This is a genomic window from Mucilaginibacter sp., assembly GCF_965225845.1.
Lineage (GTDB): Bacteria > Bacteroidota > Bacteroidia > Sphingobacteriales > Sphingobacteriaceae > Mucilaginibacter.
On the sequence record NZ_CBDDBL010000002.1, the window covers coordinates 1,159,256 to 1,184,186 of the forward strand.

27 protein-coding genes are annotated in these 24,931 nt (G+C 37.6%); 15 read left to right on the top strand and 12 right to left on the bottom strand.

What is annotated here, in order from left to right:
* The first annotated feature begins 339 nt into the window (after positions 1-339).
* Together ACYZ0U_RS09020 and ACYZ0U_RS09025 are read left to right on the top strand one after the other, a co-directional pair.
* Positions 340-489, top strand: a complete 150-nt coding sequence (locus ACYZ0U_RS09020; protein ID WP_461451755.1) for a hypothetical protein — start codon at positions 340-342, stop codon at positions 487-489.
* A 279-nt stretch (positions 490-768) separates the two neighbouring features.
* Positions 769-1,887, top strand: a complete 1,119-nt coding sequence (locus tag ACYZ0U_RS09025; RefSeq protein WP_461451756.1) for a GAF domain-containing protein — start codon at positions 769-771, stop codon at positions 1,885-1,887.
* 6 nt (positions 1,888-1,893) lie between these two features.
* On the opposite strand, the gene ACYZ0U_RS09030 is transcribed toward ACYZ0U_RS09025, so the two are convergent.
* Positions 1,894-2,022: a hypothetical protein gene (locus ACYZ0U_RS09030; protein ID WP_461451757.1), complete on the bottom strand. Its 129-nt coding sequence runs from the start codon at positions 2,020-2,022 to the stop codon at positions 1,894-1,896.
* A gap of 23 nt (positions 2,023-2,045) precedes the next feature.
* Between ACYZ0U_RS09030 and ACYZ0U_RS09035 the strand changes: the two genes are divergently transcribed.
* Positions 2,046-2,315 (top strand): chemotaxis protein CheB, encoded by a 270-nt coding sequence (locus tag ACYZ0U_RS09035; RefSeq protein ID WP_461451758.1) that lies wholly within the window; start codon positions 2,046-2,048, stop codon positions 2,313-2,315.
* A gap of 296 nt (positions 2,316-2,611) precedes the next feature.
* The gene (locus tag ACYZ0U_RS09040; RefSeq protein WP_461451759.1) at positions 2,612-3,796 is read left to right on the top strand and encodes a GAF domain-containing sensor histidine kinase; all 1,185 of its coding nucleotides are present in this window, start codon (positions 2,612-2,614) and stop codon (positions 3,794-3,796) included.
* A 1-nt stretch (position 3,797) separates the two neighbouring features.
* On the opposite strand, the gene ACYZ0U_RS09045 is transcribed toward ACYZ0U_RS09040, so the two are convergent.
* Together ACYZ0U_RS09045 and ACYZ0U_RS09050 are read right to left on the bottom strand one after the other, a co-directional pair.
* Positions 3,798-4,994, bottom strand: coding sequence for a GAF domain-containing sensor histidine kinase (locus ACYZ0U_RS09045; protein ID WP_461451760.1), 1,197 nt, complete (start codon positions 4,992-4,994; stop codon positions 3,798-3,800).
* Positions 4,995-5,145: 151 nt separating this feature from the next.
* Positions 5,146-6,234 carry a DUF6515 family protein gene (locus ACYZ0U_RS09050; protein WP_461451761.1) on the bottom strand — a complete coding sequence of 363 codons (1,089 nt, stop codon included), beginning with the start codon at positions 6,232-6,234 and terminating at the stop codon, positions 5,146-5,148.
* 189 nt (positions 6,235-6,423) lie between these two features.
* Between ACYZ0U_RS09050 and ACYZ0U_RS09055 the strand changes: the two genes are divergently transcribed.
* Genes ACYZ0U_RS09055 through ACYZ0U_RS09065 form a run of 3 tightly spaced genes read left to right on the top strand, consistent with a single transcriptional unit; the run spans position 6,424 to position 9,282 of the window.
* Positions 6,424-7,416 (top strand): type I phosphomannose isomerase catalytic subunit, encoded by a 993-nt coding sequence (locus ACYZ0U_RS09055; protein ID WP_461451762.1) that lies wholly within the window; start codon positions 6,424-6,426, stop codon positions 7,414-7,416.
* A gap of 11 nt (positions 7,417-7,427) precedes the next feature.
* Positions 7,428-8,216, top strand: coding sequence for an HAD-IIB family hydrolase (locus tag ACYZ0U_RS09060; protein ID WP_461451763.1), 789 nt, complete (start codon positions 7,428-7,430; stop codon positions 8,214-8,216).
* A gap of 28 nt (positions 8,217-8,244) precedes the next feature.
* Entirely contained in the window at positions 8,245-9,282 is a 1,038-nt protein-coding gene (locus tag ACYZ0U_RS09065) for a glycoside hydrolase family 130 protein (RefSeq protein WP_461451764.1), read from the top strand.
* Here the strand turns inward: ACYZ0U_RS09065 and ACYZ0U_RS09070 are convergent.
* On the bottom strand, positions 9,279-9,911 hold the full coding sequence (locus ACYZ0U_RS09070) for a phosphatase PAP2-related protein (RefSeq protein WP_461451765.1): 633 nt from the start codon (positions 9,909-9,911) through the stop codon (positions 9,279-9,281). The genes ACYZ0U_RS09065 and ACYZ0U_RS09070 overlap by 4 nt on opposite strands.
* 96 nt (positions 9,912-10,007) lie before the next feature.
* On the opposite strand from ACYZ0U_RS09070, the gene ACYZ0U_RS09075 reads away from it, so the two are divergent.
* The 3 genes from ACYZ0U_RS09075 (at position 10,008) to ACYZ0U_RS09085 (ending at position 11,825) form a co-directional block, all read left to right on the top strand.
* Positions 10,008-10,451 carry a MerC domain-containing protein gene (locus ACYZ0U_RS09075; RefSeq protein ID WP_461451766.1) on the top strand — a complete coding sequence of 148 codons (444 nt, stop codon included), beginning with the start codon at positions 10,008-10,010 and terminating at the stop codon, positions 10,449-10,451.
* A gap of 27 nt (positions 10,452-10,478) precedes the next feature.
* On the top strand, positions 10,479-10,910 hold the full coding sequence (locus ACYZ0U_RS09080) for a Fur family transcriptional regulator (RefSeq protein ID WP_461451767.1): 432 nt from the start codon (positions 10,479-10,481) through the stop codon (positions 10,908-10,910).
* 78 nt (positions 10,911-10,988) lie between these two features.
* Positions 10,989-11,825 carry an N-acetylmuramoyl-L-alanine amidase family protein gene (locus ACYZ0U_RS09085; RefSeq protein WP_461451768.1) on the top strand — a complete coding sequence of 279 codons (837 nt, stop codon included), beginning with the start codon at positions 10,989-10,991 and terminating at the stop codon, positions 11,823-11,825.
* A 4-nt stretch (positions 11,826-11,829) separates the two neighbouring features.
* On the opposite strand, the gene ACYZ0U_RS09090 is transcribed toward ACYZ0U_RS09085, so the two are convergent.
* A complete protein-coding gene (locus ACYZ0U_RS09090) occupies positions 11,830-12,639 on the bottom strand; it encodes an MBL fold metallo-hydrolase (protein ID WP_461451769.1) in 810 nt (269 codons plus the stop codon).
* Between the two features lie 75 nt (positions 12,640-12,714).
* Here ACYZ0U_RS09090 and ACYZ0U_RS09095 point away from each other — a divergent pair, with 75 nt between their 5' ends.
* Positions 12,715-13,362: a YceH family protein gene (locus ACYZ0U_RS09095; RefSeq protein ID WP_461451770.1), complete on the top strand. Its 648-nt coding sequence runs from the start codon at positions 12,715-12,717 to the stop codon at positions 13,360-13,362.
* Here ACYZ0U_RS09095 and ACYZ0U_RS09100 read toward each other — a convergent pair whose 3' ends face one another.
* A complete protein-coding gene (locus ACYZ0U_RS09100; RefSeq protein ID WP_461451771.1) occupies positions 13,363-14,016 on the bottom strand; it encodes a LysE family translocator in 654 nt (217 codons plus the stop codon).
* Positions 14,017-14,179: 163 nt separating this feature from the next.
* Between ACYZ0U_RS09100 and ACYZ0U_RS09105 the strand changes: the two genes are divergently transcribed.
* Positions 14,180-15,817, top strand: a complete 1,638-nt coding sequence (locus ACYZ0U_RS09105; protein ID WP_461451772.1) for an MFS transporter — start codon at positions 14,180-14,182, stop codon at positions 15,815-15,817.
* Positions 15,818-15,911: 94 nt separating this feature from the next.
* The gene (locus tag ACYZ0U_RS09110; protein WP_461451773.1) at positions 15,912-16,364 is read left to right on the top strand and encodes a deoxycytidylate deaminase; all 453 of its coding nucleotides are present in this window, start codon (positions 15,912-15,914) and stop codon (positions 16,362-16,364) included.
* On the opposite strand, the gene cmk is transcribed toward ACYZ0U_RS09110, so the two are convergent.
* Positions 16,357-17,031 carry a (d)CMP kinase gene (gene cmk / locus ACYZ0U_RS09115; protein WP_461451774.1) on the bottom strand — a complete coding sequence of 225 codons (675 nt, stop codon included), beginning with the start codon at positions 17,029-17,031 and terminating at the stop codon, positions 16,357-16,359. The two genes, ACYZ0U_RS09110 and cmk, sit on opposite strands and share 8 nt — an antisense overlap.
* Positions 17,032-17,122: 91 nt before the next feature.
* On the opposite strand from cmk, the gene arfB reads away from it, so the two are divergent.
* Positions 17,123-17,530 carry an alternative ribosome rescue aminoacyl-tRNA hydrolase ArfB gene (gene arfB, locus ACYZ0U_RS09120; RefSeq protein ID WP_461451775.1) on the top strand — a complete coding sequence of 136 codons (408 nt, stop codon included), beginning with the start codon at positions 17,123-17,125 and terminating at the stop codon, positions 17,528-17,530.
* A gap of 6 nt (positions 17,531-17,536) precedes the next feature.
* Here the strand turns inward: arfB and ACYZ0U_RS09125 are convergent, their stop codons facing one another.
* From ACYZ0U_RS09125 to lon, 3 genes are all read right to left on the bottom strand, one after another.
* Complete coding sequence (locus tag ACYZ0U_RS09125; protein WP_461451776.1) at positions 17,537-18,514, bottom strand: lipid A deacylase LpxR family protein; 978 nt, start codon at positions 18,512-18,514, stop codon at positions 17,537-17,539.
* Between the two features lie 137 nt (positions 18,515-18,651).
* The gene (locus ACYZ0U_RS09130; RefSeq protein WP_461451777.1) at positions 18,652-19,239 is read right to left on the bottom strand and encodes a hypothetical protein; all 588 of its coding nucleotides are present in this window, start codon (positions 19,237-19,239) and stop codon (positions 18,652-18,654) included.
* Positions 19,240-19,373: 134 nt separating this feature from the next.
* A complete protein-coding gene (lon, locus tag ACYZ0U_RS09135; protein ID WP_461451778.1) occupies positions 19,374-21,848 on the bottom strand; it encodes an endopeptidase La in 2,475 nt (824 codons plus the stop codon).
* 368 nt (positions 21,849-22,216) lie between these two features.
* On the opposite strand from lon, the gene ACYZ0U_RS09140 reads away from it, so the two are divergent.
* Positions 22,217-22,846, top strand: coding sequence for a tetratricopeptide repeat protein (locus ACYZ0U_RS09140; protein ID WP_461451779.1), 630 nt, complete (start codon positions 22,217-22,219; stop codon positions 22,844-22,846).
* Here ACYZ0U_RS09140 and ACYZ0U_RS09145 read toward each other — a convergent pair.
* A complete protein-coding gene (locus tag ACYZ0U_RS09145; RefSeq protein ID WP_461451780.1) occupies positions 22,840-23,292 on the bottom strand; it encodes a hypothetical protein in 453 nt (150 codons plus the stop codon). The genes ACYZ0U_RS09140 and ACYZ0U_RS09145 overlap by 7 nt on opposite strands.
* Before the next feature lie 91 nt (positions 23,293-23,383).
* Complete coding sequence (gene gpmI, locus ACYZ0U_RS09150; RefSeq protein WP_461451781.1) at positions 23,384-24,907, bottom strand: 2,3-bisphosphoglycerate-independent phosphoglycerate mutase; 1,524 nt, start codon at positions 24,905-24,907, stop codon at positions 23,384-23,386.
* Positions 24,908-24,931 lie beyond the last annotated feature (24 nt).

Genomic DNA, 24,931 nt, shown 5'->3' on the forward strand with positions numbered 1-24,931 from the left:
TTAAATGCAAATCTTTTAAAATAATAATACTTAAAAATCATTTTTAATTTTTTGAAAATAAATCGTCAAAACTTTGATATTAAACTTCTTTTTTCAAAATATATTTTTTTTGATGAATTTTTGTTCGTTAAAAGTCTGCTTTTTAGAGTCGAATACCTGAAATAGTGTATTTTTTAGAAAAGAAATCAAAAATTTTATGTGATTTCAATTTTTTATTGTTTTCGTAAAATCATGATTAGTTTTCATTTCATTATAAATTTATGATGGCATGTTTTTAGACAATGGTGGATCAGAAGACTACAGTCGTTCTTACATTTATCACCTTTTTCAAGGACATAAATGCAAGGTGACGTCTTCAAAAAAGACATTAATCACATTGTTAAAAATTTAAATCCAAACATCATGCAAGTAGTATTAGAAGTTGCCGTATTGATCGCTATCATCCTTGTTCCATTAGTGCCTGCTAAAAGCAGCCGCGTTGCGAAATAATTAGATCATTAGTAACAATAGAATTTTAAAGGACTTCAATTATATTGAAGTCCTTTTTTGCATGCAGCGTTTTTACAAAATTAAGATCTGATAAAATTATTATTTGCTAAAACTGTTTAGCTTTGATGCGTTTATGTAAACGCATGAAATTTATGCTATTTTACAACTCTCGTGTTTAAAATAGCATTTTAATGTAATTTAGGTGTGTCAGCCAACAACTAAATTTAAACCAACATCGTATTATATAGATAAGCTTTCCTATTTTAATTTTATACGGATTTGGATACAGTATTACGTTTTGTTGGCTTGGACCTTGAATTAGATAAAGAGTTGCAGGAAATAACAGATCTTGCAGCGACAATGTGTAATGCGTCTACTGCAGTAATTTCATTTTTAGACACCGATACACAATACTTTAAAGTTAAAAGAGATTGCAAGGATATTGTAGGAGAGGTTAAAACTTATCCCCGGAAGGATACTTTTTGTTCTCATGCAATAAAACAGGATGATGTAATGATTATACCCGATACACTTGCAGATCCTCGTTTCGCATATCACGATGCAGTTACCGGTGACCCTAACATCAGGTTTTATGCAGGTACACCGCTTTGGGACTCCGAAGGACAAAAAGTGGGCACATTATGTGTATTAGATACCAACCCTAATAATTTAAACGAGCAACAAAAACAGCTACTTAAAGTAATAGCTAACCAAGCTATGAAAACTATTGAGCTGAAAATCAAATCTATCACACTTCAGGAAAAATTAACTGAGGTTGAGGCGCAGCAAGAATATATTTACGATGCGAGCATCAGATTAAGATCATTTTTTGAAAGTTCAACCAATTTCCAGGTTTTGCTAGGTAAAAGCGGAGAGGTTATAGACTTTAATAAAACAGCCTTTAATTTTGTTAAACGAGCCCACAATACAGATATGGATAGGGGTGACTTGTTTGTTACCTATATAGCGCCTGAGTTTGTAAGCAAATTTCTTGACGGCTACAACCTGGCGTTAAAAGGGATAAGGCATGTTGAAGAGGGTTCAACTGATTATGGTGAAATGGGAGTAATATGGTGGGATGCAACATTTGAAGCAGCCCGTGATAAAAATGATGACATCATTGGAATATCATATCTTATACGCAACGTTACAGAGCGTAAAGAAAGGGAGCAGAAAATAATAAAACAAAACGAATCGTTATTAAGCATTGCCCATATACAAGCACATGAATTTAGGGCGCCACTTACAACTATTATGGGCTTAATGAGCCTTATAAAAGAAGATGATTATGCTTTAGCATCGGGGTATTTGCCGTACCTTGAAATGGCGGTAAATAATCTTGATGAGAAAATTAAAAGCATTGTTGTAGACATTGAAAACAGTGTTGAAAAGCTTTAGCACGGTTTATTCCAGTCGTATTTTATTAAAAAGCAATTCCTGTGTTAGCGCTTCCGCCGGTGGGTTAAATGCGGTTAAAAACTTTATAAAGTCATTACCTGCAAAACCGGGAATGGCCTTTGTTTTATACAGCATTTAAGCTCAACCCATACAAGTTTTTGCCAGAGATACTTCAAAAATTAGCCCCTTTTCCAGTTCATCAAATCACAGATAATATTTATTTGGAGCCGGATAGTTTATATATTATTCCAAATAATAAAATAGTAATCACGTTTGATGGATTGTTAAAATTGGATTCTTTAGAAAAAAAGCATTCTAAAAGCAATACAATCGATTTGTTCTTTTCATCGCCGGGTGTTGTTCATCAGAGTTTTGTCGGGGGCATAAATGATGGCACATCAGGATCAGGCAACAGGGTGGAGAGATAAACTTACGAAGCGAAGTTGATAAAGATCTACTTTTTGGTTTTCAATCCCGTTATAAATAATTAAATCACTAAAAAACAAAAAAGCAGGTTTGGCCTTGCGCTATACCTGCTTTTAGATTAACTATTAACCGATCGATCTAAAATCTGTTAATTATTACAAATCTACTTTATATTTATAATTTATTAATTATCTTATAGATTAAAAAATGATTAGATTTAAAATCTTATTTTGTTATGTTTATAATGTTTTTTTCTGTTATAAATATTACATTGCATTATTGATAATTAACATACAATTTGACCCATTCACGAAATGATATTCAATCAGATATTGATGCTATAAACAGCATTGATGTTGTTCCTACTATACTTGAAGTTATTTGCCGTACAACAGGTATGGGCTTTGCGGCCGTTGCGCGTGTTACAGACGAAAAATGGGTAGCTTGCAGTGTGCTGGACGAAATTGAATTTGGCTTAAAGCCCGGAGGTGAATTAAAGCTGGAAACAACCATATGCAACGAAATACGCCAAAGCGGCGATGGTGTGGTAATTGATCATGTTGAGTTTGACGAAGATTTCAATAATCACCATACGCCGGCTATGTATGGCTTCCAAAGCTATATATCAATGCCTATAAACCGTAAGGATGGCTCATTTTTTGGCACACTTTGCGCTATTGATCCGCGCCCCGCAAAATTAAATACACCAGAGGTGATCAATATGTTTAAGCTTTACAGTGAACTTATAGCTTTTCACCTAAATACGATAGATCAACTGGCCGCTACCAAAAGCCAACTTAAGGAAGAATTGGAAACTGCTGAACTACGAGAGCAATTCATCGCCATCTTAGGCCATGATCTGCGCAATCCCGTTGGAGCTATATCTAATAGTATACAGTTGTTAGAGCGGAATCCTTTAGATGAGCGCACCAGCCGGCTTACTGGCATTATCAAAAATAGCTCTTATCGTATACGCGGTTTGATTGATAATATGATGGATTTTGCGAGTGGGCGGTTAGGCGGTGGTATCTCATTAAAACGCTTAGAAAACCAACCTGTAGAAGATATATTGAATCATGTAATATCTGAATTGCAGGTTGTGGCACCCGAACGAGAAATAATCAAGCATTTTGAGTTGACAGAAAAAGTAAATTGTGATGGAAAGCGTATAGCACAACTATTTTCTAATTTACTTGGTAACGCATTTACACATGGAAAGCTAGATGCTCCCATTCAAATTTATGCTGTAAGTAAAGAAGGTGAATTAGAAATATCAATAGCAAATGCCGGGAAAAAAATTCCGGATTCGGCTATGAAAATATTATTTCAACCATTTTCCCGTTCTGATGCTAAGTCGGATCGGGAAGGGCTTGGTTTAGGTCTTTACATTGCATCTGAAATTGCAAAAGCTCACGAAGGAAGCATTATAGTAAAATCCACTGCTGAAGAAACCCGCTTTACATTTAATATGCCTTTAAAATAAATCAAGCCTGCGGTATATTAACCTCAAATGTTGCTCCTTGTTCTGGTTCGCTATAAATGTTCAAAGTCCCTTTTAAAGATTCTATAAGATGTTTTACTAAAGTTAATCCAAAACCATAACCTTTTTCTCCGCCTGTTCCATCCGTTGATTCAGCACTGCCTGAAAGTATAGTTCTAATAGTCTGTTTGTCAATGCCTATGCCGGTATCCGTTACTTTAATTCTTAACAGGTTAGCTTCACCCTTTTTAATTTTCAAATTCAGGTCTACAATCACTTCTCCGCCATTTGGGGTAAACTTCATCGCATTTGATATTAAATTGCCGGTTATCTGAAGTAATTTATTTTTAGAAAAAGGGGTACTTCCCGAAGCCGGTGAAACCTTTATTTTAAAAATGATATTTTTGTTTTTAGCTTGTGGCAGGTAAAGTTTCTCGAGCTTATCTTTAAACAATAACAGGTTAAACTCATCACTTTTTACCGCTTGTGGTTTATCTGAGTTTAATATTTCATCGGCAAGATCCAATATTGAACGGCCGCTTTTATAAATCAGGTTAATAAACTCTAAAACTTCATCAATTTGGTTGTCTTTACCTTGTTCACTTATAATTTGTGCCAAACCGATTATTCCGCCTAATGGTCCTCTAATATCATGAGCAACTTTTTTTTGTTTTTCAGTAGCGTCATCAAGTTTTAGCTTAAGCGCGTCAATCGCTTTAAACGTTTTTAAGCGGTTAACAATTTCGCTGGCAATAATTTTTAGTAATTCAATTTTCTCGGGGCTTATTTCTTTTGTTTCAGTGTCTAAAACACATAAGGCACCAAGATTATAGCCATCGTCATTTTTTAATGGAATACCGTAATAATATTTTAATTTAGGGCTGTCTACTACATAAAATTTGTCTTTGAACCTGGCATCTGTAGAAAGATCTTCTACTTCAAAATGGTCCTGTTCCATGATTGTATATTGACAAACAGAGTCTTCTCGCGGCATCTGGTCAAGGTCTAATCCATGGTTTGATACAGTCCATTGCGTAAATGTATCAATCAAATTCACAAGTGAAATATCGGTTCCGGCAACTTTTGCAGCCAGCCTTGCAAGGTCTTTAAAACTGTCTTGATGATTTGTGTAATCGAGGTCGAAATCAGCAAGGCTTAAAATACGCTCAAGCTCATTTTCAGGGATGGACGTTTCCGCCATATTTTAATGATATTTTTAATATAAATAATCCTACTTTATCCGTTGCAATATATAATTTTAAGGTTTGTCGCTGTTAAATAGATTTAAAGTTCTTAAACAAAAAAGGGGTAAACAATTAAGTTTCCCCTTTTATAAATTTTATAACTATCTATTATTGTTCGTTTGGATCTTCTGATGGAAGGCCCACGATTTTGTAAGCTACATTATTATTATTGTCACGGGTTTTTTTGTAATACACATCATCAGGTGATACGAATAAACGTTGACCGTTAACAGTTACACCTCTTGAGTCCACTGGTAATGATTGTACAATATCACCTATTTGTAAATCGGCAGAACCATTTCTAACCGGTTCCTGTTGTTCATCTTGAGGAGCTGCTGATTGATCAGGAGCATTATATCCCTGATTGTTTCCTGCAGGAGGGGCAACCTGGTTACCAGCATCAGTATTCAACTCGCCATCTTTACCGGCAATTTCATAAGCTAACGTACCGTCATCCTTAGTTACAGCTACATAGTATACACCATCTAACTCATAATATTGTTGACCGTTGATAACTATTGACTGCGCTTTTGGAGGCAATGTGCTGATTTGTGCACCTACAGGTGGCTCAACTACAGTATATTGATCATCGTTGTATTCGTAGTAATAACCATTGCTATAATAGTATGGTAAACCACCCCAATAGAAAGAATAATATCCAAAAGGAAGAAAACCAACACTAAAACCTAAGCGTGGGTAATATAAGCTATTATAGAAACCACCATGATAGTAAAAACCACCGCGGCCAAAATAGCCATGATAGCCAAAGCCTGCGTAACCACGGCCATAACCAGCATAGCCTCTACCACCATAACCCGCATAGCCTCTGCCTGCATAACCACGACCACCATAAGTACCTACGCGGCCTCCATAAGCTCTGCCTGCATATCCAGCTCTGGCGCCACCAGCGTAAGAGCGTGATCCACCTGCATAAGCACGGGCACCGCCAGAATATGCTGTACGGCCACCACCGTTAAAATGTGCTGAACCGCCGCCACCATTAAAGTGACCGCCACCACCACCGCTAAAATGACTGCCACCGCCACCGCTAAAATGGCCACCTCCGCCGCCACCGAAATGACCGCCGCCACCACCTCCGCCATGACCACCATGCTGTGCATATGCCGGAGCAGCTAAAAACAAGCATATTAGCCCGCTTAAGCTTAAAAAGATTAGATTTTTATATACCCTTTTCATAATTGAATTATTTGCTCAGCTATTTATAGGCTGATGTTTAATAGACGCTAGTTAAGAATAAAGGTTTAACGCGTATTATAAAATTGTTAGTACAAGTATCAAGCCAAACATTAAACAATTATTTATAACAAATATGTGACTAACATATTGGTAAAACGGTTGTTGAAGAATTAGAAAATTGTACCGATTATGAACGAATCAACATTTTACCCTTTCTTTTTTACTCCTATATATCAATACAGGCTTTGGGGAGGCAGAAGGCTTTCAAATTTATTAACAGAACCATTGCCCGATGGGCCGGTTGGTGAAGCCTGGATATTAAGCGACCGCGACGACCATGCAAGTGTAGTTAATAACGGTTTATATAAAGGAATTACTTTAACGGACTTATTCAATCAGTACCCCGAAAGCGTGATGGGCAGATTGGCAGGTAATTTTGATCGTTTTCCATTGCTATTGAAGTTTTTGGATGCACAGGAGGTTTTATCTGTACAGGTACATCCTTCTGATGATCAAAAAGAATATATTCCGAAAGGTGATACAGGTAAAACTGAGGCTTGGTTTGTAATTGAACCGGGTGAAAAAGCACTCATTTATGCAGGTTTAACTCCCGGAACTAATGAACAGGATTTGCGTATCGCATTAGACGAACATAAAGTCGCTAATTATTTGCACAGTTTTAAACCCAAAAGCGGTGATGGAGTTTTTATACATTCAGGCACGGTACACACTTTAGCTGATGTTGTAGTTTTTGAAGTGCAGGAAAATAGCGATACCACCTATCGCCTTTATGATTGGGACAGGACGGATGCGAAAACCGGTAAACCACGCGAACTACAAATAGACAAGGCACTGGCATGTATTGATTTCAGTTTGGTCGACATTGATCCGGTTAAATCTGAAGCAACAGCAACTGAGCCTGTTTTGCGTGAACGATATTTTAATAATGAGCATTTTATTTTGTGGCGGATGTATACAGCCGATCAGTTTACTGTAGGTGCTGAAGACGAACCCCGTATATTGGTTTGTACAGAAGGAAATGGACAACTCGACTTTAAAGGCACTAAATATACATTCAAAAAAGGTGATGTAGTTTTATTACCGGCCGAAATAGGAGTAATTAAATGTATCCCGCAAGGAAAAATAAATCTACTGGAGATAGCCATTCCGGAAACAAAATAACAATTAAACAAATGAAAAAATTAATCATATTCGATCTTGACGGTACGCTTGCCCAAAGCAAGGCATCGCTCGATGAAGAAATGGCTACGCTTTTTAGCCGGTTAATAGATACCGTTAAGGTAGCAATCATATCAGGCGGCGACTGGCCACAGTTCGAAAAGCAAGTGCTTGCAAATCTAACTCAAGAAAAGCATCTTAAAAATTTATCTATCCTTCCAACTTGTGGTACTAAATTTTATCAATACAAACATGGCTGGAAAGAATTATATGCTGAAAACTTCACTGATGATGAAAAGAATCAAATAGATACTGCCTTAGATGATGCCGTTAAACAGTCAAAAACTAAAGTGGCCAAAACCTGGGGCGAACAAATAGAAGATAGAGGCAGCCAGATTACGTTTTCGGCATTGGGGCAAAAAGCACCATTAGAAGAAAAGAAGGATTGGGACCCAAAGTTTGTTAAGCGTAAAAAGATCAAAAATATACTAGATAAAACGCTTACAAGTTTTTCGGTGCAAATGGGTGGTGCTACCTCAATTGATATTACCAAACCAGGGATTGATAAGGCTTATGGCATCCGCAAATTAAAATCGGTGTTGGATATTAAAATAAGCGAAATGCTTTTTATTGGCGATGCTTTATTTGAAGGTGGTAATGATCACCCTGCACGGACAACCGGGGCTGATTGCATACAAGTGCGCGACCCAGATGAAACCAAGCGTGTTATTGAAGCAATAATTGCCTGTTTAGGTGGAAAACCAGTGAAATTAAAACCAAAAAAGAAAAAAGAGAATGGGTGAGTTTAACCTGCAGCGCCTGGGCATAATCATGAAGCCCGAAGAAGGTAATGCAAATGAAGTTGAGGGTGTACTTAATCCGGCAGCCATTCGTGGGAAAGATGGGCATTTATACTTGTTCCCGAGGATGGTAGCAAAAGGTAACTATTCGCGTATTGGCATAGCCCGTGTAATATTCAATGATGCTGGTGACCCCGTGGATGTTGAACGCCTTGGTATTGCACTTGAACCCGAGGCGGATTACGAATTAAGGCCGGGTGGCGGCGGTTGTGAAGATCCGCGGATCACTTATGTGGAACCCTTGGATCATTATGTGATGAACTACGTGGCGTTTGGTCCGCAAGGCCCTAGGATAGCTATTGCACGATCATCTGATCTGATACATTGGGAACGCGTAGGTTTAGCCAGGTTCTCTCCATTAGAACATATCAACTTTGAAGGCGTTGATGATAAGGATTCCTGTATGTTCCCGTTATTGATTGCCAATCAACACAATCATGATGAAATGGCTTTGTTGCACCGGCCTATATTTCCGGGTACAAGTCCGGAAGAAATAAGAGATAAAGATGGCAAGCACAAAATCGATTTGCAATGCGAAAGTATATGGATTTCCTATTGCCGATTTGATACCGCCAGGCATATGCCGGTTAAGGGGGCAAGTTTTACATCACACCAAAGATTGGCGGCACCGGAGGCTTATTGGGAAAAATTAAAGATCGGTTGCGGTACTCCACCTATCATGACCGACCTGGGTTGGTTAATCTTGTATCACGGCGTAAGTGAAACCCCGTTACCAGATAGTGATAAAATGCAATTGTGCTATTCAGCAGGGGTAATGATATTGGATAAGGATGACGTAACTAAAGTTTTATATCGTTCAAAAGAGCCTGTGATGAAGCCGGAATTACCGGAAGAGCGGGTTGGCTTAATAGCAGATGTTGTTTTTCCTACAGGGATAGACAGGCGTGAGGATATTGGAATGCCTAACCGCTTAGATATTTATTATGGAATGGCAGATGACAGGATCGGGGTTGCGCGGTTGGATATACCGGACAAACTACCTGTTTAAAATAGCGAATACTTAGCTAAACGGTAACAGATATAAGTTATAAAAGGAGAAGCCAGTATATCAATGGTATAATGGATGTGTTGTACCAATAACAAACAGGCAACAATTAAAATAGCAAATGCGCCGATTATTTTGTCGCGCTTATTGTCAAGGCATAAAAATATCAGGGTAAGTGTAGCGATGTGACCCGAAAAGAAAAGATCTTTAGTGATCATATGTTCGCCATAAAATATACCGGTCAATGGATCAGCCAAAGGTATTAAACCAATAGGAGGGTTTAAGGCCACAAAGCTAATGGTAGCCATTCGAACAAGTGATACTACAATCAATGCCCAAACGTAAACTATATAAATCTGGGGTTTGTATAACGCACGGTATAAAATTAATAAGCCCATACCCCATATTACAATAAATATGGAAACTGAAACATTGTGTGGGGGAATTTGCGCTAAAACCCAGTCATGTAATACCGTCCCATCTCTTTTTTCAATTTTATTGAAAAAATGAGGCATCATCACCAGTATAACAAACAGAAGCAAGGAACCAATAATCAGTTTTGACCTATTAGTGGTTTCGCTGATGGCTTGTTTCCAACTTTCTTTTATTGATATGCTAATGTTCTGGGGCACGGTTTAAAATAATTGCGGTTGCAAAAATAATATTTTACTCTGAATATTTAATTAATGTTAATGTAATATAAAATAATTGAAAAGTAAAAATAGTAAATGTTAACGCAACAATGTTGTATTTGTGATTATATTTGTGATGTGGAATTTAATAAAGTATCAACAAAATTAGACAGTATTGGCATGACCGCATCAACTCTTTGTGCGATACATTGCGCCTTAGTGCCAGTATTTATAACTGTTCTACCACTAATTGGGCTGGGTTTTTTGGCAAATCCATGGTTTGAATGGGGAATGATAATTTTAGCTTTTATAATTGGTGTAACATCTATCAGTTCTTCGTATGTTCGCATGCATAAAAAAGCAGTGCCGCTTATTTTATTAACAATAGGATTTTTAATAATAATATCAGGTCATCTTTTTCTTAAAGGATGGGCTGAAGGTGTTATTGTTCCTATTGGTGGATTTACAATAGCGGCCGCGCATTTTATCAATTATAAATATGTTGGTGCATGTGACCATGTACCTAATGCAAACCTGTAACGTATAAGGCAGTACGTTAAATTATAAATGACAACAGCAACAAATAATACTTTTGAACATTTGCTTGATCAGCACCACCTAAAAAAAACTGTTCCTAGATTAAGGGTTTTAGCCATGATGGCCGAAAAAAACACAGCCACATCACAACCTGATCTTGAAAATTTGATGCAGGATGTTGATCGTGTTACGCTTTATCGCATATTAAACGTGTTTGAAGAAAAAGGCATCATTCATAAAGTTTTTGATTTAAACGGTACGGCAAATTATGCCATATGTACCTCAAATTGCCAGGAGCACCATCATCATGACGAACATTTACATTTTAATTGTACCGTTTGTAATAATGTATACTGTTTAAATGATTTGAGTTTACCTGCATTTAATCTTCCATTAGGTTTTAAAGCAAATGGTTTCACCATTTATGCGTCAGGCACCTGCCAAAAATGCACTAAAAAATAACATAAACATAACAACCAAATTCTTCAAAACGCAGTTTAAAAAGAAATTGATAAGTGAGAAAGAAGAAAAGATAATTTAATGAGAAAACAACTGATTCGGATTACTACAATTATTACTATAACTTTATTGTTTTTAGCAGGTTATACAGCAATTGTTTCCTTTACATCAAAACAACAAGAAACTGCTCCAAAACCATTTCGGGTTCGTACAATTGTAATAGATGCCGGTCATGGTGGTAAAGATCCCGGCGCACATGGCTCTTACTCTGTTGAGAAAACTGTAGCGCTTGATATTGCTTTAAAGCTTCGTGATGCCATCCAGAATAATTACCCCAATATTAAAGTGATCATGACGCGTACTGATAATACGTTTATTCCGCTGAATCACCGTTCTGAAATAGCTAATGATGCAAACGCCAACTTGTTTATTTCTATTCATTGCAATTCTTCGACTGAAGGGACTGCCAGTATTGCGCATAAACAAAAAGGTGTGATGGTACTGGTATATAGTTATAAGCGCAAAGGGGAGCAGTTAGAGGCGGTACGCGAAAACTCATCCATATATCAGGAAAAAAATTATAAAGAAACCTACGAGAGCTATGATGAAACCGACCCAGTAAATCAAATAGTTTTAAATACTTATATGCAAAAATACCGCAAGCAAAGTATCCTTTTTGGAGATTTATTAATGGAACAATTTAAGTCAACCGGCGATAGAGTTACTTTAGGTGTTAAAGAACAAAGTGTATTGGTATTAGCGCATAGCGGTATGCCGAATGTATTGATTGAAACCGGTTTTATTAATAACCCGGAAGAAGAAGACTATCTTAATTCTGCAGCCGGACAAACAGAAATTGTTGGCTCAATTGTTAACGCGATAGGAGAATACAGGAATCAGGTTGACAGTAAGGAATAATACTTTACAGCTCGAAAGTTAACTGCTTAGCTCTTCCAATAACATTGCTTTCACCAATCTGAAAAACAGGCGTTTCCACGTATCTAGAGGCAACAATAACTTTGGTTCGTTTTGCATTTGCATTAAACAATTCGTAAACCAGTTCGGGCGAATTGTTATTTTTTGATAAATGCGCCAGTAATACATGGCTCATAAATTCAGGTTTATGTTTGATAAAAAGCTCCAATGCCTGTTTATTGGAAAGATGGCCATTCCCGCCACGGATACGGCGTTTTAAATAGTAGGGATAACCTCCGCTATCCAGCATTTCGTCATCATAATTTGCTTCCAAAAATACAGCATGGCATTTACTAAAATGTGTTATCAAGTGCTCGCAGGCAATACCGATATCGGTAAATACTCCAACCGTAATATCGCCGCAGGCAATAATAAAACTATGCGGCTCTACAGCATCGTGGAATTTAGGGAATGCCGTAATAACCAGATCACCAATTGTTATTGAATGATGAGCGATGAAATGCACAATCTGGTATTCATCAGGATTAATGCGTAAATGCTTTAAAGTTCCGGGAGTAACATAAACCGGGATATTGTATTTTTTTGCCAGAACCGGTACGCCACTGATATGGTCGGTATGCTCATGCGAAATAAAGATAGCTTTTACTTTATTGATGGATAGGCCCAGCCTGAGCATACGTTTTTCTGTTTCGCGGCATGAAATTCCTGCATCAACCAACACAGCTTCGTGCTTATTACCAACATAATAGCAATTACCATTACTCCCCGAATTTAATGATGTAATAAATAGCGACATTTCCACCACAAAAATACTCGGTTTTAATCAAAAATCTTAAAATTTCATTACAAACCGGATGATTATATTTGGCACATGGATTCAGCAAAAACATTACCCATACTTGATGCCCCTGAGTTGCGTGTACTTGGCGTATTGATGGAAAAAAGCAAAACCACGCCTGATTACTACCCAATGACGGTTAACAGTTTAATAGCTGCCTGCAATCAGAAAACCAGCCGCAAGCCGGTTGTAAATTATGACGAGGAAACTGTAGCGCTTGCTTTGAATACTTTAAAAAGGCGAGGATTAGTTTCTACCGCGACGGGCGGATCAGATCGTTCAGTAAAATACAAGCATAACTTTGGTATCGTATTCCCGGTTGTGCCATCTGATGTGGCTATTATTTGCTTGCTGATACTTCGCGGGCCGCAAACCCCTGGTGAGTTGAACACTAATTCCGGCAGACTTTATGAATTTGAATCTATAGAAAATGTTCAGGAAGCTTTGGAGCGATTAGCAGATGGCGAAACACCATTTGTTGTGCAATTACCCCGCCGTGCCGGACAGAAGGAAGTGAGATATGTGCACTTATTAGCCGGAACCCCTGATCTTTCTGAAGATATAAATGATGATCAACCTGTAAGATCAACAAACGAATTAGAAGCCCGTGTTGGCAAATTAGAGCAGGAATTAGCTGCTTTAAAAGAAGCTTTTGATGATTTAATGAAGCAATTATCCTGATTAGGCCGAAGGTGCGGCAAAAATAAAGTGGGTAACCAGTTTATCCAATATCACCAGTGCAGCTATAATAAGTGCTATACCAGCAACTTCATTTAAGCGGTGGATCATTTTTACTGAGATCTTGGCCCTTAGTTTATCTGCATAAAATGCTTTGGTGGTATCCATTCCAAATTGCACGATAAGAATTGTCAAAAACATAATGCCAATATCAAGCGAACGGTGGCGGGAGCCAACCCTGAAAAGGGTACTCGCAGCTGTAATAACCGTAACCCAATGGAAAAGCAAGCTTGGATTGAAAATGCACATGGCAAATCCCTTTAAAAAGTAACCTGCCCTGTTTATACTGGATGGGACTGAAGTTTTATAGGTGATCTCGGCCTTTTTAAAGAAATAGAATACACCCACTGTAAACAAAATAGCAGCGCCAATTACGCCTGCGATAGTCTTTTGCTGCTCAGATATATTGATATACTGCGAACCAAATAAAATGCCGCCTACAAATACAACATCGCTGCATACTACGCCCAGTGCCAGTGCAACACCGGCATGAAAGCCATTAGCGATACTTGTTTTAATTAAAGCAAAAAAAACAGGGCCTGTAAGGAATGTCAGCACTAACCCAAATCCCAAGCCCGAAATAACAGCTTCTATCATTAATTAATGGTCCAGTTTGAACAATGCGAATATGCGATTTTTATCTCTTAAAAACAGAAACTTAATGTTTAGCTACTATTAATTAAAAAAACAGTGCTGTAATTCTAAAAAATAATTTATGTTAGTACCCTGATATCAATTATAACAGAATCCTAATTAAACTATGGAACAAAACAAACAAAAAAGCTACGGCTCTGCGTTATATACGCTTATAACCGTATTTTTCTTCTGGGGCTTTTCAGCAGCTTCCAATGGTGTATTTATCCCTTTTTGTAAAGCACATTTTAATTTAACGCAATTTGAATCTCAATTAATCGATTATACATTTTATGGAGGTTACTTTATTGGCTCATTGATATTATACTATGCTTCAGAAATTAGCAAAGTTGATATTATGAACAAATTAGGTTACAAAAACGGTATCATATACGGTTTGGTTTTATCGGCAGCAGGAGCGTTGTTAATGATTCCAGCGGTAAATTCGGGATCGTTCTTTTTTATATTAGGTTCATTTTTTATCATCGCTTTAGGTTTCTCCTTGCAGCAAACTGCAGCAAATCCTTTTGTAGTTGCTCTTGGATCACCGGAGACAGGGTCAAATAGGTTAAATTTTGCAGGGGGAATTAACAACTTCGGTACCTTGTTAGGCCCCGCGGTTATTAGTATTATATTATTTGGAAGCGCTTGTAAGACTTTACCTGCGGATCAGGTGAAAATATCCTCTATAAATGATGCTTATATTATATTAGCAGGTTTATTTATTGCAGTTGCATTGTTCTTTTGGTTCTCTAATTTGCCTAAAGTTACTTCCGATGAAAAATTTGAACCAAGCAAAAAAACTATCCTACCATTATTCGTAATATTTATAGGCTTTTGTTTAGTATTTATAGCGAAGCCTACAGCTGCGGCGACCGGGATTCCTGAATCTTACTTTGTATATGCGTCTTTATTGATAATTCTTATTACATTATTTGTAGCACTTTCTGCATCTTCAAAAAGCAATGAAGGTTGGGGGGCTATGCACTACCCACAATTGATTTATGGTATGATAGCCATATTTACTTACGTAGGTGTTGAAGTAACTTTACAAAGTAATATGGGCTCATTATTAAAAACACCAGAATTTGGTGGTTACAGCACAAACCAAATTGCACCATTTATTTCATTGTATTGGGGGAGTTTAATGATCGGAAGATGGACAGGTGCCATTGGTGCTTTTAAAATGAAAAAAGCAACTAAGTATATCCTAACTTTTATTGTACCATATATCGCATTTGGTGTAGTATTATTGGTTAACAATAAGTTGAGCTGCCAAAATGTATCTGATCTCTATATTTATTCAATTCCTGTAGCTATTTTAATTTTTGGATTTCTTATTGGTCAGCAAAAGCCTGTTCGCACACTTACCATTTTTGGTTTATTAGGTGCTGCAACTGTTATAGTTGGCTTATTGACTACAGGTAAAGTTGGCTTGTTTGCTATTATCAGCGGTGGTTTATGCTGCTCGATTATGTGGCCTTCAATTTTCTCATTGGCTATTGCAGGTTTAGGGAAATATACCAGTCAGGGTTCATCATTATTAATCATGATGATCCTGGGCGGATCTATAATTCCGCCAATACAAGGTGTATTGTCAGACGGAGCAGGTAATTTGATCCCTGGCATGAGCGGTATACATTTTTCATATATCGTACCTGTAATTGGTTTCTCTTACCTTGCATTCTTTGCCTGGAAGGCGGGCAGTATACTGAAAAAACAAGGTATTGATATTGATAACATGGAAGCCTCAGGCGGCCACTAATAAATCTTGTCATTACTTCATTGAGTCATTAAGTCATTCGTTGTTTAGAATGATCTAATGACTCAATGGCGTTATGACCAAATAACATCTATACATGAAACCCAGTTTCGATCATATTTTCATGAACCTGGCAAGTGACCTTGCTAATCGCTCCCACTGCATCAAAGCACACGTTGGAGCAGTTTTAACGCGTGATACGCGTATTATATCGATTGGCTATAATGGTCCGCCATCGGGCACGCACAACTGCGATGAGGAATGGCCGGAGAAAGGTTGCGCGCGCGACTCAAAAGGCAGCTGCTCATTAGCATTACATGCCGAAGAAAACGCGATACTTTATGCTGTTAAAAACGGCGCAAAATTAGAAGGGGCAATTTTATATACTACTTTATCACCATGTATTGCTTGTGCAAGGTTGATCTTTTCTGCCGGGATAAAGCATGTGTTCTATAAAAGTTCTTATGCTGAATACAAGGGCTTAGCCAGCGACGAAGGCGTTGACTTTTTGAATAGATTTGGGGTGGTAACGGAAAAGTTTATTAACTAATTAACGGTTCCACCCGGTTTAACGCGAAATTTAATTGCTGCTGGGGGTTTAGATTTGTATTATCTAATATAATAGCGTCGTCTGCCCGCACTAAGGGGCTTTCTTTTCGGGTTGTATCCTGGTAATCGCGATTGGCTATGTTTTTAAATACTTCTTCTAAAGTAATGTCGGGGTTTTTTACAATAAGCTCTTTGTAACGCCTTTCTGCCCGCACCTTAGGATCGGCAGTCATAAAAATTTTAACATCTGCGTTTGGGAACACCGCTGTACCAATATCGCGTCCATCCATTACAATATTTTTTGATTTGCCCATGCGTTGTTGTTGCTTCACCATTTCAACACGTACTTCATGAATTGCTGACACTGCGCTAACATTGTCTGACACCGGCATTTGGCGTATTTCTTCGGATACTTCCTCCTCATTCAATGTGATGTGCGTTTCGTAATCGCGCGAGTGAAAGTTGAGGTGAATATGTTTTAATGCGTCACTAACCTGGGCAATATTTTGCTGGTCAATATTATTTCGTAAAAAATATAAAGTTACAGCACGGTACATAGCGCCGCTATCTACATAAATAAAATGAAGATTTTTAGCTAAAGCCTTAGCAAGGGTGCTTTTACCACACGAAGAATAGCCATCAATAGCAATTACAATATTCTTACTCATAGAGCAACTAAAATAGTAAAATTTGTTGATTGATAGGTTAACTTGCCTGCATGATTCGGCTATATTTGTCGCAAAGAGCCTTATAGAGGATATGAGCATCAATAAAGAAATACTACAAAAAGAAGTTTTCTACAAAACGTCGCGCAGTGGGGGTAAGGGCGGGCAAAACGTAAATAAAGTTTCAACCAAAGTTGAATTATTGTTTTCGATTAACAATTCAACGTTATTTATCGATGATGAAAAGTTACTGTTGAACGAAAAACTTCAAACCAGGTTTAACAAAGATGGACTAATACAAGTGGTATGCGACCAGGAGCGAAGCCAGTACATTAATAAGCAAAAAGCAATAGAGCGCTTAATCGTGTTGCTTATACAGGCCCTTCACAAACCTAAGATCCGCAAGAAAAAGGTAGTTAGTAAAGCAGCCAAAGCGGCACGCGTTGAAAATAAGCGGTTACTATCAGCCAAAAAAGAAAGCCGAAGAGCTAAGTTCGACTAATAACTTCTATTTAAAACGGTAAAAGCCGGTAATTGCACCCCACTGATGCGGACGGATCATTTCCCTTGTATTTTTTGTATTATAAATCGCTGCAAGATTTAGTACAAAACGGTTGTCGGTATACGAAATGCCAACTTCGTTGCTTAACATAAAAGGGTTTTTATCAGATGTGACTTCCATACTGTCAGCGTTGTGCCCTGTAAACAATCCTCCCTGGATAGTAGCATCATAAGCTACCCAATTAAACTGCGGTTTATAATATGCGAATAACTCACGCTTATGTAAAGGAGTAGTTTTGTTTTTTTTAATTGCTGTACTTTGCGTACTTATAGAATTAAACAGCTGGTTAAACAAACCAAACCTGAGTAGCGGCCCTGCACCTGCACCACTAAAGCCATTTCCTAAATTACCATAACTGATAAGTGAAACGTCAAAAAAATCAACACGGGTTAAAAGCCGGTTATATTCAGCTGAGAGATTTAATACAGCATTATTATCAATCTGGTATTCCCAACCAGATGGATGATAAAAGCCAAATGTTTTATGCACCCAGGTTTGTACTTGTTTTCCATAAGCATCAGGTCCAATCATGCCCAATTGAGCACTCAGCTTTAAATTACTCTCATCATTATATAAAAAGTTTAATGTAGAACCAGCATATAAATATGCAGCAAATGGCCTGTCAATATAGCCGGGATTATCCGGCCCACCCGGATATAAGGCTATTGTACCCGACTGTGGGTTGAAAATTTTTTGACCTGCCTCAAAGCCAAGTACTTTATTTTGCAGCTTTGAATTACTATCTACGGCTAATGCATGCCTAAAATATATAAATATACCGTCGGTGTAGTACCTGTCAGATCCTCTAGCTAAATAAGAATCATTGTCTGTTTCTACACCAATTTCGTTGCTGTGTGTTTGTGCAAACAAATTGAAACTGCCTAGTAATAATATTATAGTAGCGAGGAGTAGTTTTAATTTCATCTGGGGGAACCTAATTGACGAAATTAACAAAAGAGTGGAAAACCTTAGCGTTTTTGAAGATTATTTTTATTGATATATTAAAATATAAAGCTATAATAAATAATTAGCAGGTATATTAATTGTGGTAGGGGATGAGATTACGAAAGCCAGGCAGGAGTTAGTGCTATTGACTGCTTAATAGTATACGAGCCATCAATGGTAATACTTACAAATTGGATGATGTTGTAATTTAATGATGTCGCTAATACAGATTCAGCCGATATGTCAAAACATATTTGATTAGTTTGATGCAGGAGAGATTTACTATTAACAGGATCTATATTATCAACATACATAATGGCCTTTTTAGAAGGTGTTATGATCATGCCTGAAGTATCGCTGCCAATATCTTTCAGATGCGAATTATGTTTATCGCCGGAAATGAATCTTATAGACATTGGGCTATTAGGATTTTGGCCTAAACTATTCGATGTTGCCGGACTTTCGGTTTTTTCTTCCGGCATTCGTACTACATCCGGATCCGTATAAGGCTGTTGAGCAGTTGAAGAATTGTTCTGTGTGTATGATGGTGCGTTGCCACTATTGTCATAACCATTACCGGGCCTAACGATAACAATTAATCTTTTTGAAGAATCTCCATTATATATCTGAGCCTTAGACAAACAACTAAAAGTTGTTAAAAAGATCAAAAAAAGTATAGCTTTCCAATTGATGGAATTTTTCATAACGTTGATATGATGAATTATTCATATATTTAATCAGCCCATTACAACGTTAACCTATAAAAAAAGGTTTCGCACAGTTAAATTTAAAGCTTCTATCTTTAACTATACGAAACATTTTAACTAAGTAGAAAATGCTAATTTAAAATTGGCTTTTTATCTTCTTTTACCGTAAGATCAAGAGCATCATCAACTTTCTGATCTAAAAGCGCAAGATTTATAACATCCCGCATATCAGTAACATAATGAAACTGTAGATCCTTGATGTAGTCCTCTTTTATTTCCTGGATATCTTTCTGATTTGATTTGCACAGGATTATATCTTTAATGTTAGCGCGTTTAGCAGCTAAGATTTTTTCTTTGATACCGCCCACCGGCAAAACGCGACCACGCAAAGTTATTTCACCCGTCATAGCTAAATGTGGTTTTATTTTACGCTGGGTAAATGCTGATGTAAGCGCGGTTAACATAGTTACCCCGGCTGAAGGCCCATCCTTAGGAGTGGCACCTGCCGGTACGTGAATATGTACATCCCATTGTTCAAACAATTTAGGATTAATATTAAAATAACCGGCATGCGCACGCAGGTAAGCAAGCGCTATTTTAGCGGATTCTTTCATTACATCACCCAGACTGCCTGTTAAGGTCAAATGTCCCTTACCCGGGCTTAAACTCGCTTCTATAAATAAAATATCTCCACCTACTGATGTCCACGCCAGACCTGTAACCACCCCGGCAACATCATTATTTTCATAAAGGTCTTTATCAAAAATAGGTACGCCTAAAATCTTTTCAACATCTTTTTTAGTTACGGTTGAACTATATTCTTCTTCCATGGCAATACTTTTCGCAATGCCACGTACAACCGAACCTATTTTCTTTTCTAAAGCACGTACACCTGATTCGCGGGTATAGTCCTCTACTATCTTCTCCAGCACATCGCCTTTTATAGCAATGTCCTTAGTTTTCAAACCGTGGGCGTCACGCTGTTTTGGCAATAGGTGCTGTTTGGCAATTTCTATCTTTTCCTCAATTGTGTAACCATTAACCTCGATGATTTCCATACGATCAAGCAAAGCTGGTTGAATACTGCTTAACGAGTTTGCTGTCGCGATAAACATTACGTTAGACAGGTCAAAATCCATTTCTACATAGTGATCATAAAAAGTGCTGTTTTGTTCAGGATCAAGCACCTCTAATAAAGCTGAAGACGGATCGCCACGGAAATCATTACCTACCTTATCAATCTCATCCAAAATAAATACCGGATTAGCGGCGCCTGCTTTTTTTACGGAGCTAATGATCCGGCCTGGCATAGCGCCAATGTAGGTTTTACGGTGGCCTCGGATCTCCGCCTCATCGCGTATACCACCTAAAGCCATTCGTACATATTTGCGGCCTAAAGCCTTAGCTATTGATTTACCCAGGGAAGTTTTACCAACACCCGGAGGACCAACCAGGCATAAAATAGGGGCTTTCATATCGCGTTTTAGCTTAAGCACCGCCAGGTATTCTATAATACGCTGTTTTACCTTATCTAAGCCAAAGTGGTCCTTATCTAAAACTTTCTGAGCCCGTTTAAGATCGAAATTGTCTTTGGTAAATTCATTCCATGGCAGATCAAGTAATAGTTCAAGATAATTTATTTGAACAGAGTAATCTGCAGCAGCAGGGTTGATACGGGCCAGTTTATCTAACTCTTTATTAAAATGCTCGCCCACATCTTTTGCCCATTTCTTTTTTGTGCCACGCTTGCGCAGGTCATCCACTTCAAGATCGGGTGAGTTGCCGCCTAATTCCTCCTGTATGGTTTTTAATTGCTGATTCAGGAAATAATCGCGTTGTTGCTTATCCAGATCAACACGTACTTTAGTTTGGATCTGGTTTTTCAGCTCCAACATTTGCAGGTCGAGTGTAAGATGACCTAACACGAGATTCGCGCGTTCCCGCAGATTGGATACTTCCAATAACTGTTGTTTGGCAGTCATCTCGGCATTCATATTTGATGCGATAAAGTTGATCAAAAATGAAGTGCTTTCAATATTACGGATTGCAATACCCGCCTCACTTGGGATATTTGGAGAAAGCTGGATAATGTTCATCGCCATGTCTTTTACTGACGATATCATCGCTTTAAATTCCTTATCCTCTTTTATTTTAGTTTCTTTAAAAGGGTTTATAGTAGCCTTAATGTAAGGCTCGCTTTGTACTTCTTCGTTTAAAATAAAACGCTTTTTTCCTTGTATGATCACAGTGGTATTACCATCAGGCATTTGCAGCATTTTAATTATTAACGCCACAGTACCAACACGGTTAAGCTGGCTGAATGTAGGGTCTTCAATACCAACATCCTGTTGCGATACCACACCAATCATCCGGTCGCCTTTGTTAGCATCACGGATCAGCTTTATTGATTTATCACGGCCAACGGTAATTGGAATTACTACGCCCGGGAATAAAACCGTGTTACGTAACGGAAGTATAGGCAACACATCAGGTACCTGCTCGTTATTCATTTCCGCTTCGTCTTCAGATGACATTAGCGGAAAGAATTCAGAGTCATCGTTTATAATAGGAAGAGCGCTTTTAAAATCGTATGGATCAAAACTCATCAAAATTGATTTTTATAAAAAATTAAACGTCATATTGTCACGCTGTAATATACAAATGTGAAAAATGCGTTATAAAATAATGTTGATTAACAACGAATACCTATGTTTCAAGACCTATGCCAAGATGTTTTAATATGCACTTATATTTATTATTCTGGTGTAAAGTTTTGATTTTTTGATTATTATAAAATAAAAGGTAAAATATTCAATTAATCATTTCCTGTTATCAAAATATGAAAAAAAGTCATGCTAAAACCTTTATACTATAATATGTGTTGTTATTTATTATCGCCAAATTACAAAAGCAGATAATAATTAGTTGCAAAATCAGTTAATGTTATATTAATTTGTTAGACAAAAAACTCTGGATGAAGTTATCGGTCATTGTATCGTTATTAATATTCTCTTCACTTGATGTAGCCCATGCGCAAAACGCATATGTTAAATTAGGTCAGCAGGCTTTTATGAATGGTGACTTCAAGTCTGCTATATCACAGCTTGAAAAGGCATGCAGTGTTGATTCAACAGACGCCAACGCGTTGTGGATGCTTGGTTATTCCTATTACCATAGTGATAATTATAAAAAATCAATCGTAGCTTATAGTAAAGTTATTTCCATTAAACCTACAGATGCTTCAGCTTATTATTACAGGGCGCGGGCAAAAAGCTATATGGGAAAAGATAATTCATTATCGCCTGCGGATAAGGAAAAGTATTTATTAGGATCGATATACGACTTTACAAAGGCAATTGATATCAATTCCGATCCTAACGATTATAAGTTTTACCAAAACAGGGGTATAGCTTACCACGATTATGGTTGCTTCAAATTGCAGGCAAATTCTCATTACTACGATAAGACCAGAGGTATCAACTCTTTAAAAGCTGCCATAGCCGATTTTGAAAAGGTATTGAATAGCGATCCAACCCGTTCAGACATTTCAACGCTTATAGATGCTTCCAAAACTAAGCTTGCTTCAGTTGATAATCATCACTGATTAAAAGAACCGCTGATAGCATAATTGTTGGTGCCAAATAATTTTACTGATTGTAACTTTTGTATAGAATATAGTGAATCAGGAAAATAAGATAATTTTTCTTTTGTTTTATACAACGCGTTATTGGTTGAGTTGAAAATGATAATTGATTTAACCTTTCCGTTAGTCTCCTTTGTTATCATCATTTTGCGTGTTTTTAATGAAGAATCCAAAGCTAGATAAGTTGTCGTATTACCATCAATAATAATTTTGTAGCTGTCTTTCCAGGAGGGTTTATTAATATCTGACCCGCTAAATAAACTTAATTCTGTTCCCCAATTTGTAATGTGCACCTTTTTACTTTCGGTTGCATTATTATGTTTAACAGTTTTATATATCAGCGGATTTAAGCGTGAAAGCCGTGCAGAATCAGTCATGAAATATCCTTTAAGATCGAAGTATTTCATACTTGCCCTCTTTTCTTTAATATCAGGTTTGCATGATTGAAAACCTGATATTAATAAGAAACTTGTACCCGCCGTAATAATTAATTTAGATTTAAACCAGTACATTACCACTCATTTCTTCAGGTATATTAACACCTAATAGTTGTAGTACTGTTGGGGCAATATCGCCAAGTTTACCATCTTTTACATGCTTAACATCTTCATCAATTATAATGCATGGCACTAAATTGGTAGTATGCGCTGTATTAGGCGATCCATCCTCGTTTACCATGTAATCGGCATTACCATGATCTGCCAGGATAATAAAAGAGTATCCATTAGCCAATCCGGTTTCAACTACAGCCTTTGTGCAAGCGTCTGCGGTTTCAGCAGCTTTAATTACGGCGCTAAAAACACCTGTATGGCCAACCATATCGGTGTTAGCAAAGTTTAACACGATAAAATCAGGCCAGCCGCTTTCCAGTTCAGGAATAATAGCATCGCGAATGCCCTCAGCGCTCATTTCGGGCTGTAGATCATAAGTTGCCACTTTTGGGGATGGTACTAATAAACGCTTTTCATTTATAAATTCCTTCTCGCGGCCTCCGGAGAAAAAGAACGTTACGTGCGGATATTTCTCGGTCTCTGCAATACGGATTTGGTTTTTACCCGCATCCTGTAAAACTTCCCCAAGTGTTTTTGTCAGATCGTCCTTTGTAAATACTACCTGTACATTTTTAAATGTCTCATCATAGGTAGTCATGGTGATATATTGCAAATTAAGCGGATGCAGGTTATATTCAGGGAAAGACTTTTGTGTAAGCGCAATAGTTATCTCGCGGCCGCGGTCAGTCCTGAAATTAAAGCTGATCACCACATCGCCATCCTTTATGACAGCTAAAGGTTTTCCATCAGCATCAATATTTACAATCGGTTGAATAAATTCATCTGTCACACCTTTAAGGTATGACTCTTTTATTGACTGGTTAATACTGTGTGTTGGGGTACCTTCACCATTAACCATCAGGTCATAAGCCAATTTAACACGTTCCCAACGATTATCGCGGTCCATCGCATAATAACGGCCAATTGCTGATGCGATCTTAACCGGGGTATTCGCGATGTGCTCCTCGAGATCAGTCATAAAATTAATGCCTGATTTAGGATCGGTATCCCGTCCATCCAAAAAAGCATGAATAAATACTTTTTGCAAATCATAAACACCAGCAGCATCAACCAAACCCTTAACATGCCTAATATGGGAATGCACACCGCCATCAGATACTAAACCGATGAAATGAACATCTTTATTATTTTGTTTTGCGTACTCAAAAGCCTCCTTTAATACAGGATTGGTTGGCAGTTCATTGTCAGCTACGGCTTTATGTATGCGGCCCAGCTCCTGGTAAACAGTACGCCCGGCACCTAAGTTCATGTGGCCAACTTCGGAGTTTCCCATTTGCCCGTCAGGTAAGCCAACAGCCATACCTGAAGCCTCTAATTTGGAGTGAGGATACTTTTCTAATAAAGAATCAAAAAATGGTGTATGAGCAGCTACTATAGCATTCGACTCATCGTTACGGCCGTAACCCCAGCCGTCTAAAATTATTAATGCAACTTTTTTTTGTTTTTCCACAATGCAAATATAAAATCAACTGTG

Excerpts from the sequence above, each read along its gene's own strand:
- cmk (WP_461451774.1), bottom strand. The coding sequence starts at position 17,031 with ATGAGTAAGAATATTGTAATTGCTATTGATGGCTATTCTTCGTGTGGT.
- ACYZ0U_RS09055 (WP_461451762.1), top strand. The coding sequence starts at position 6,424 with ATGAACGAATCAACATTTTACCCTTTCTTTTTTACTCCTATATATCAA.
- ACYZ0U_RS09050 (WP_461451761.1), bottom strand. The coding sequence starts at position 6,234 with ATGAAAAGGGTATATAAAAATCTAATCTTTTTAAGCTTAAGCGGGCTA.
- ACYZ0U_RS09030 (WP_461451757.1), bottom strand. The coding sequence starts at position 2,022 with ATGCTGTATAAAACAAAGGCCATTCCCGGTTTTGCAGGTAATGACTTT.
- ACYZ0U_RS09110 (WP_461451773.1), top strand. The coding sequence starts at position 15,912 with ATGAAACCCAGTTTCGATCATATTTTCATGAACCTGGCAAGTGACCTT.
- ACYZ0U_RS09060 (WP_461451763.1), top strand. The coding sequence starts at position 7,428 with ATGAAAAAATTAATCATATTCGATCTTGACGGTACGCTTGCCCAAAGC.
- ACYZ0U_RS09125 (WP_461451776.1), bottom strand. The coding sequence starts at position 18,514 with ATGAAATTAAAACTACTCCTCGCTACTATAATATTATTACTAGGCAGT.
- ACYZ0U_RS09100 (WP_461451771.1), bottom strand. The coding sequence starts at position 14,016 with ATGATAGAAGCTGTTATTTCGGGCTTGGGATTTGGGTTAGTGCTGACA.
- ACYZ0U_RS09140 (WP_461451779.1), top strand. The coding sequence starts at position 22,217 with ATGAAGTTATCGGTCATTGTATCGTTATTAATATTCTCTTCACTTGAT.
- ACYZ0U_RS09145 (WP_461451780.1), bottom strand. The coding sequence starts at position 23,292 with ATGAAATACTTCGATCTTAAAGGATATTTCATGACTGATTCTGCACGG.
- ACYZ0U_RS09080 (WP_461451767.1), top strand. The coding sequence starts at position 10,479 with ATGACAACAGCAACAAATAATACTTTTGAACATTTGCTTGATCAGCAC.
- ACYZ0U_RS09105 (WP_461451772.1), top strand. The coding sequence starts at position 14,180 with ATGGAACAAAACAAACAAAAAAGCTACGGCTCTGCGTTATATACGCTT.
- ACYZ0U_RS09045 (WP_461451760.1), bottom strand. The coding sequence starts at position 4,994 with ATGGCGGAAACGTCCATCCCTGAAAATGAGCTTGAGCGTATTTTAAGC.
- ACYZ0U_RS09065 (WP_461451764.1), top strand. The coding sequence starts at position 8,245 with ATGAAGCCCGAAGAAGGTAATGCAAATGAAGTTGAGGGTGTACTTAAT.
- arfB (WP_461451775.1), top strand. The coding sequence starts at position 17,123 with ATGAGCATCAATAAAGAAATACTACAAAAAGAAGTTTTCTACAAAACG.
- ACYZ0U_RS09095 (WP_461451770.1), top strand. The coding sequence starts at position 12,715 with ATGGATTCAGCAAAAACATTACCCATACTTGATGCCCCTGAGTTGCGT.
- ACYZ0U_RS09085 (WP_461451768.1), top strand. The coding sequence starts at position 10,989 with ATGAGAAAACAACTGATTCGGATTACTACAATTATTACTATAACTTTA.
- lon (WP_461451778.1), bottom strand. The coding sequence starts at position 21,848 with ATGAGTTTTGATCCATACGATTTTAAAAGCGCTCTTCCTATTATAAAC.
- ACYZ0U_RS09075 (WP_461451766.1), top strand. The coding sequence starts at position 10,008 with ATGTTAACGCAACAATGTTGTATTTGTGATTATATTTGTGATGTGGAA.
- ACYZ0U_RS09090 (WP_461451769.1), bottom strand. The coding sequence starts at position 12,639 with ATGTCGCTATTTATTACATCATTAAATTCGGGGAGTAATGGTAATTGC.
- ACYZ0U_RS09020 (WP_461451755.1), top strand. The coding sequence starts at position 340 with ATGCAAGGTGACGTCTTCAAAAAAGACATTAATCACATTGTTAAAAAT.
- ACYZ0U_RS09130 (WP_461451777.1), bottom strand. The coding sequence starts at position 19,239 with ATGAAAAATTCCATCAATTGGAAAGCTATACTTTTTTTGATCTTTTTA.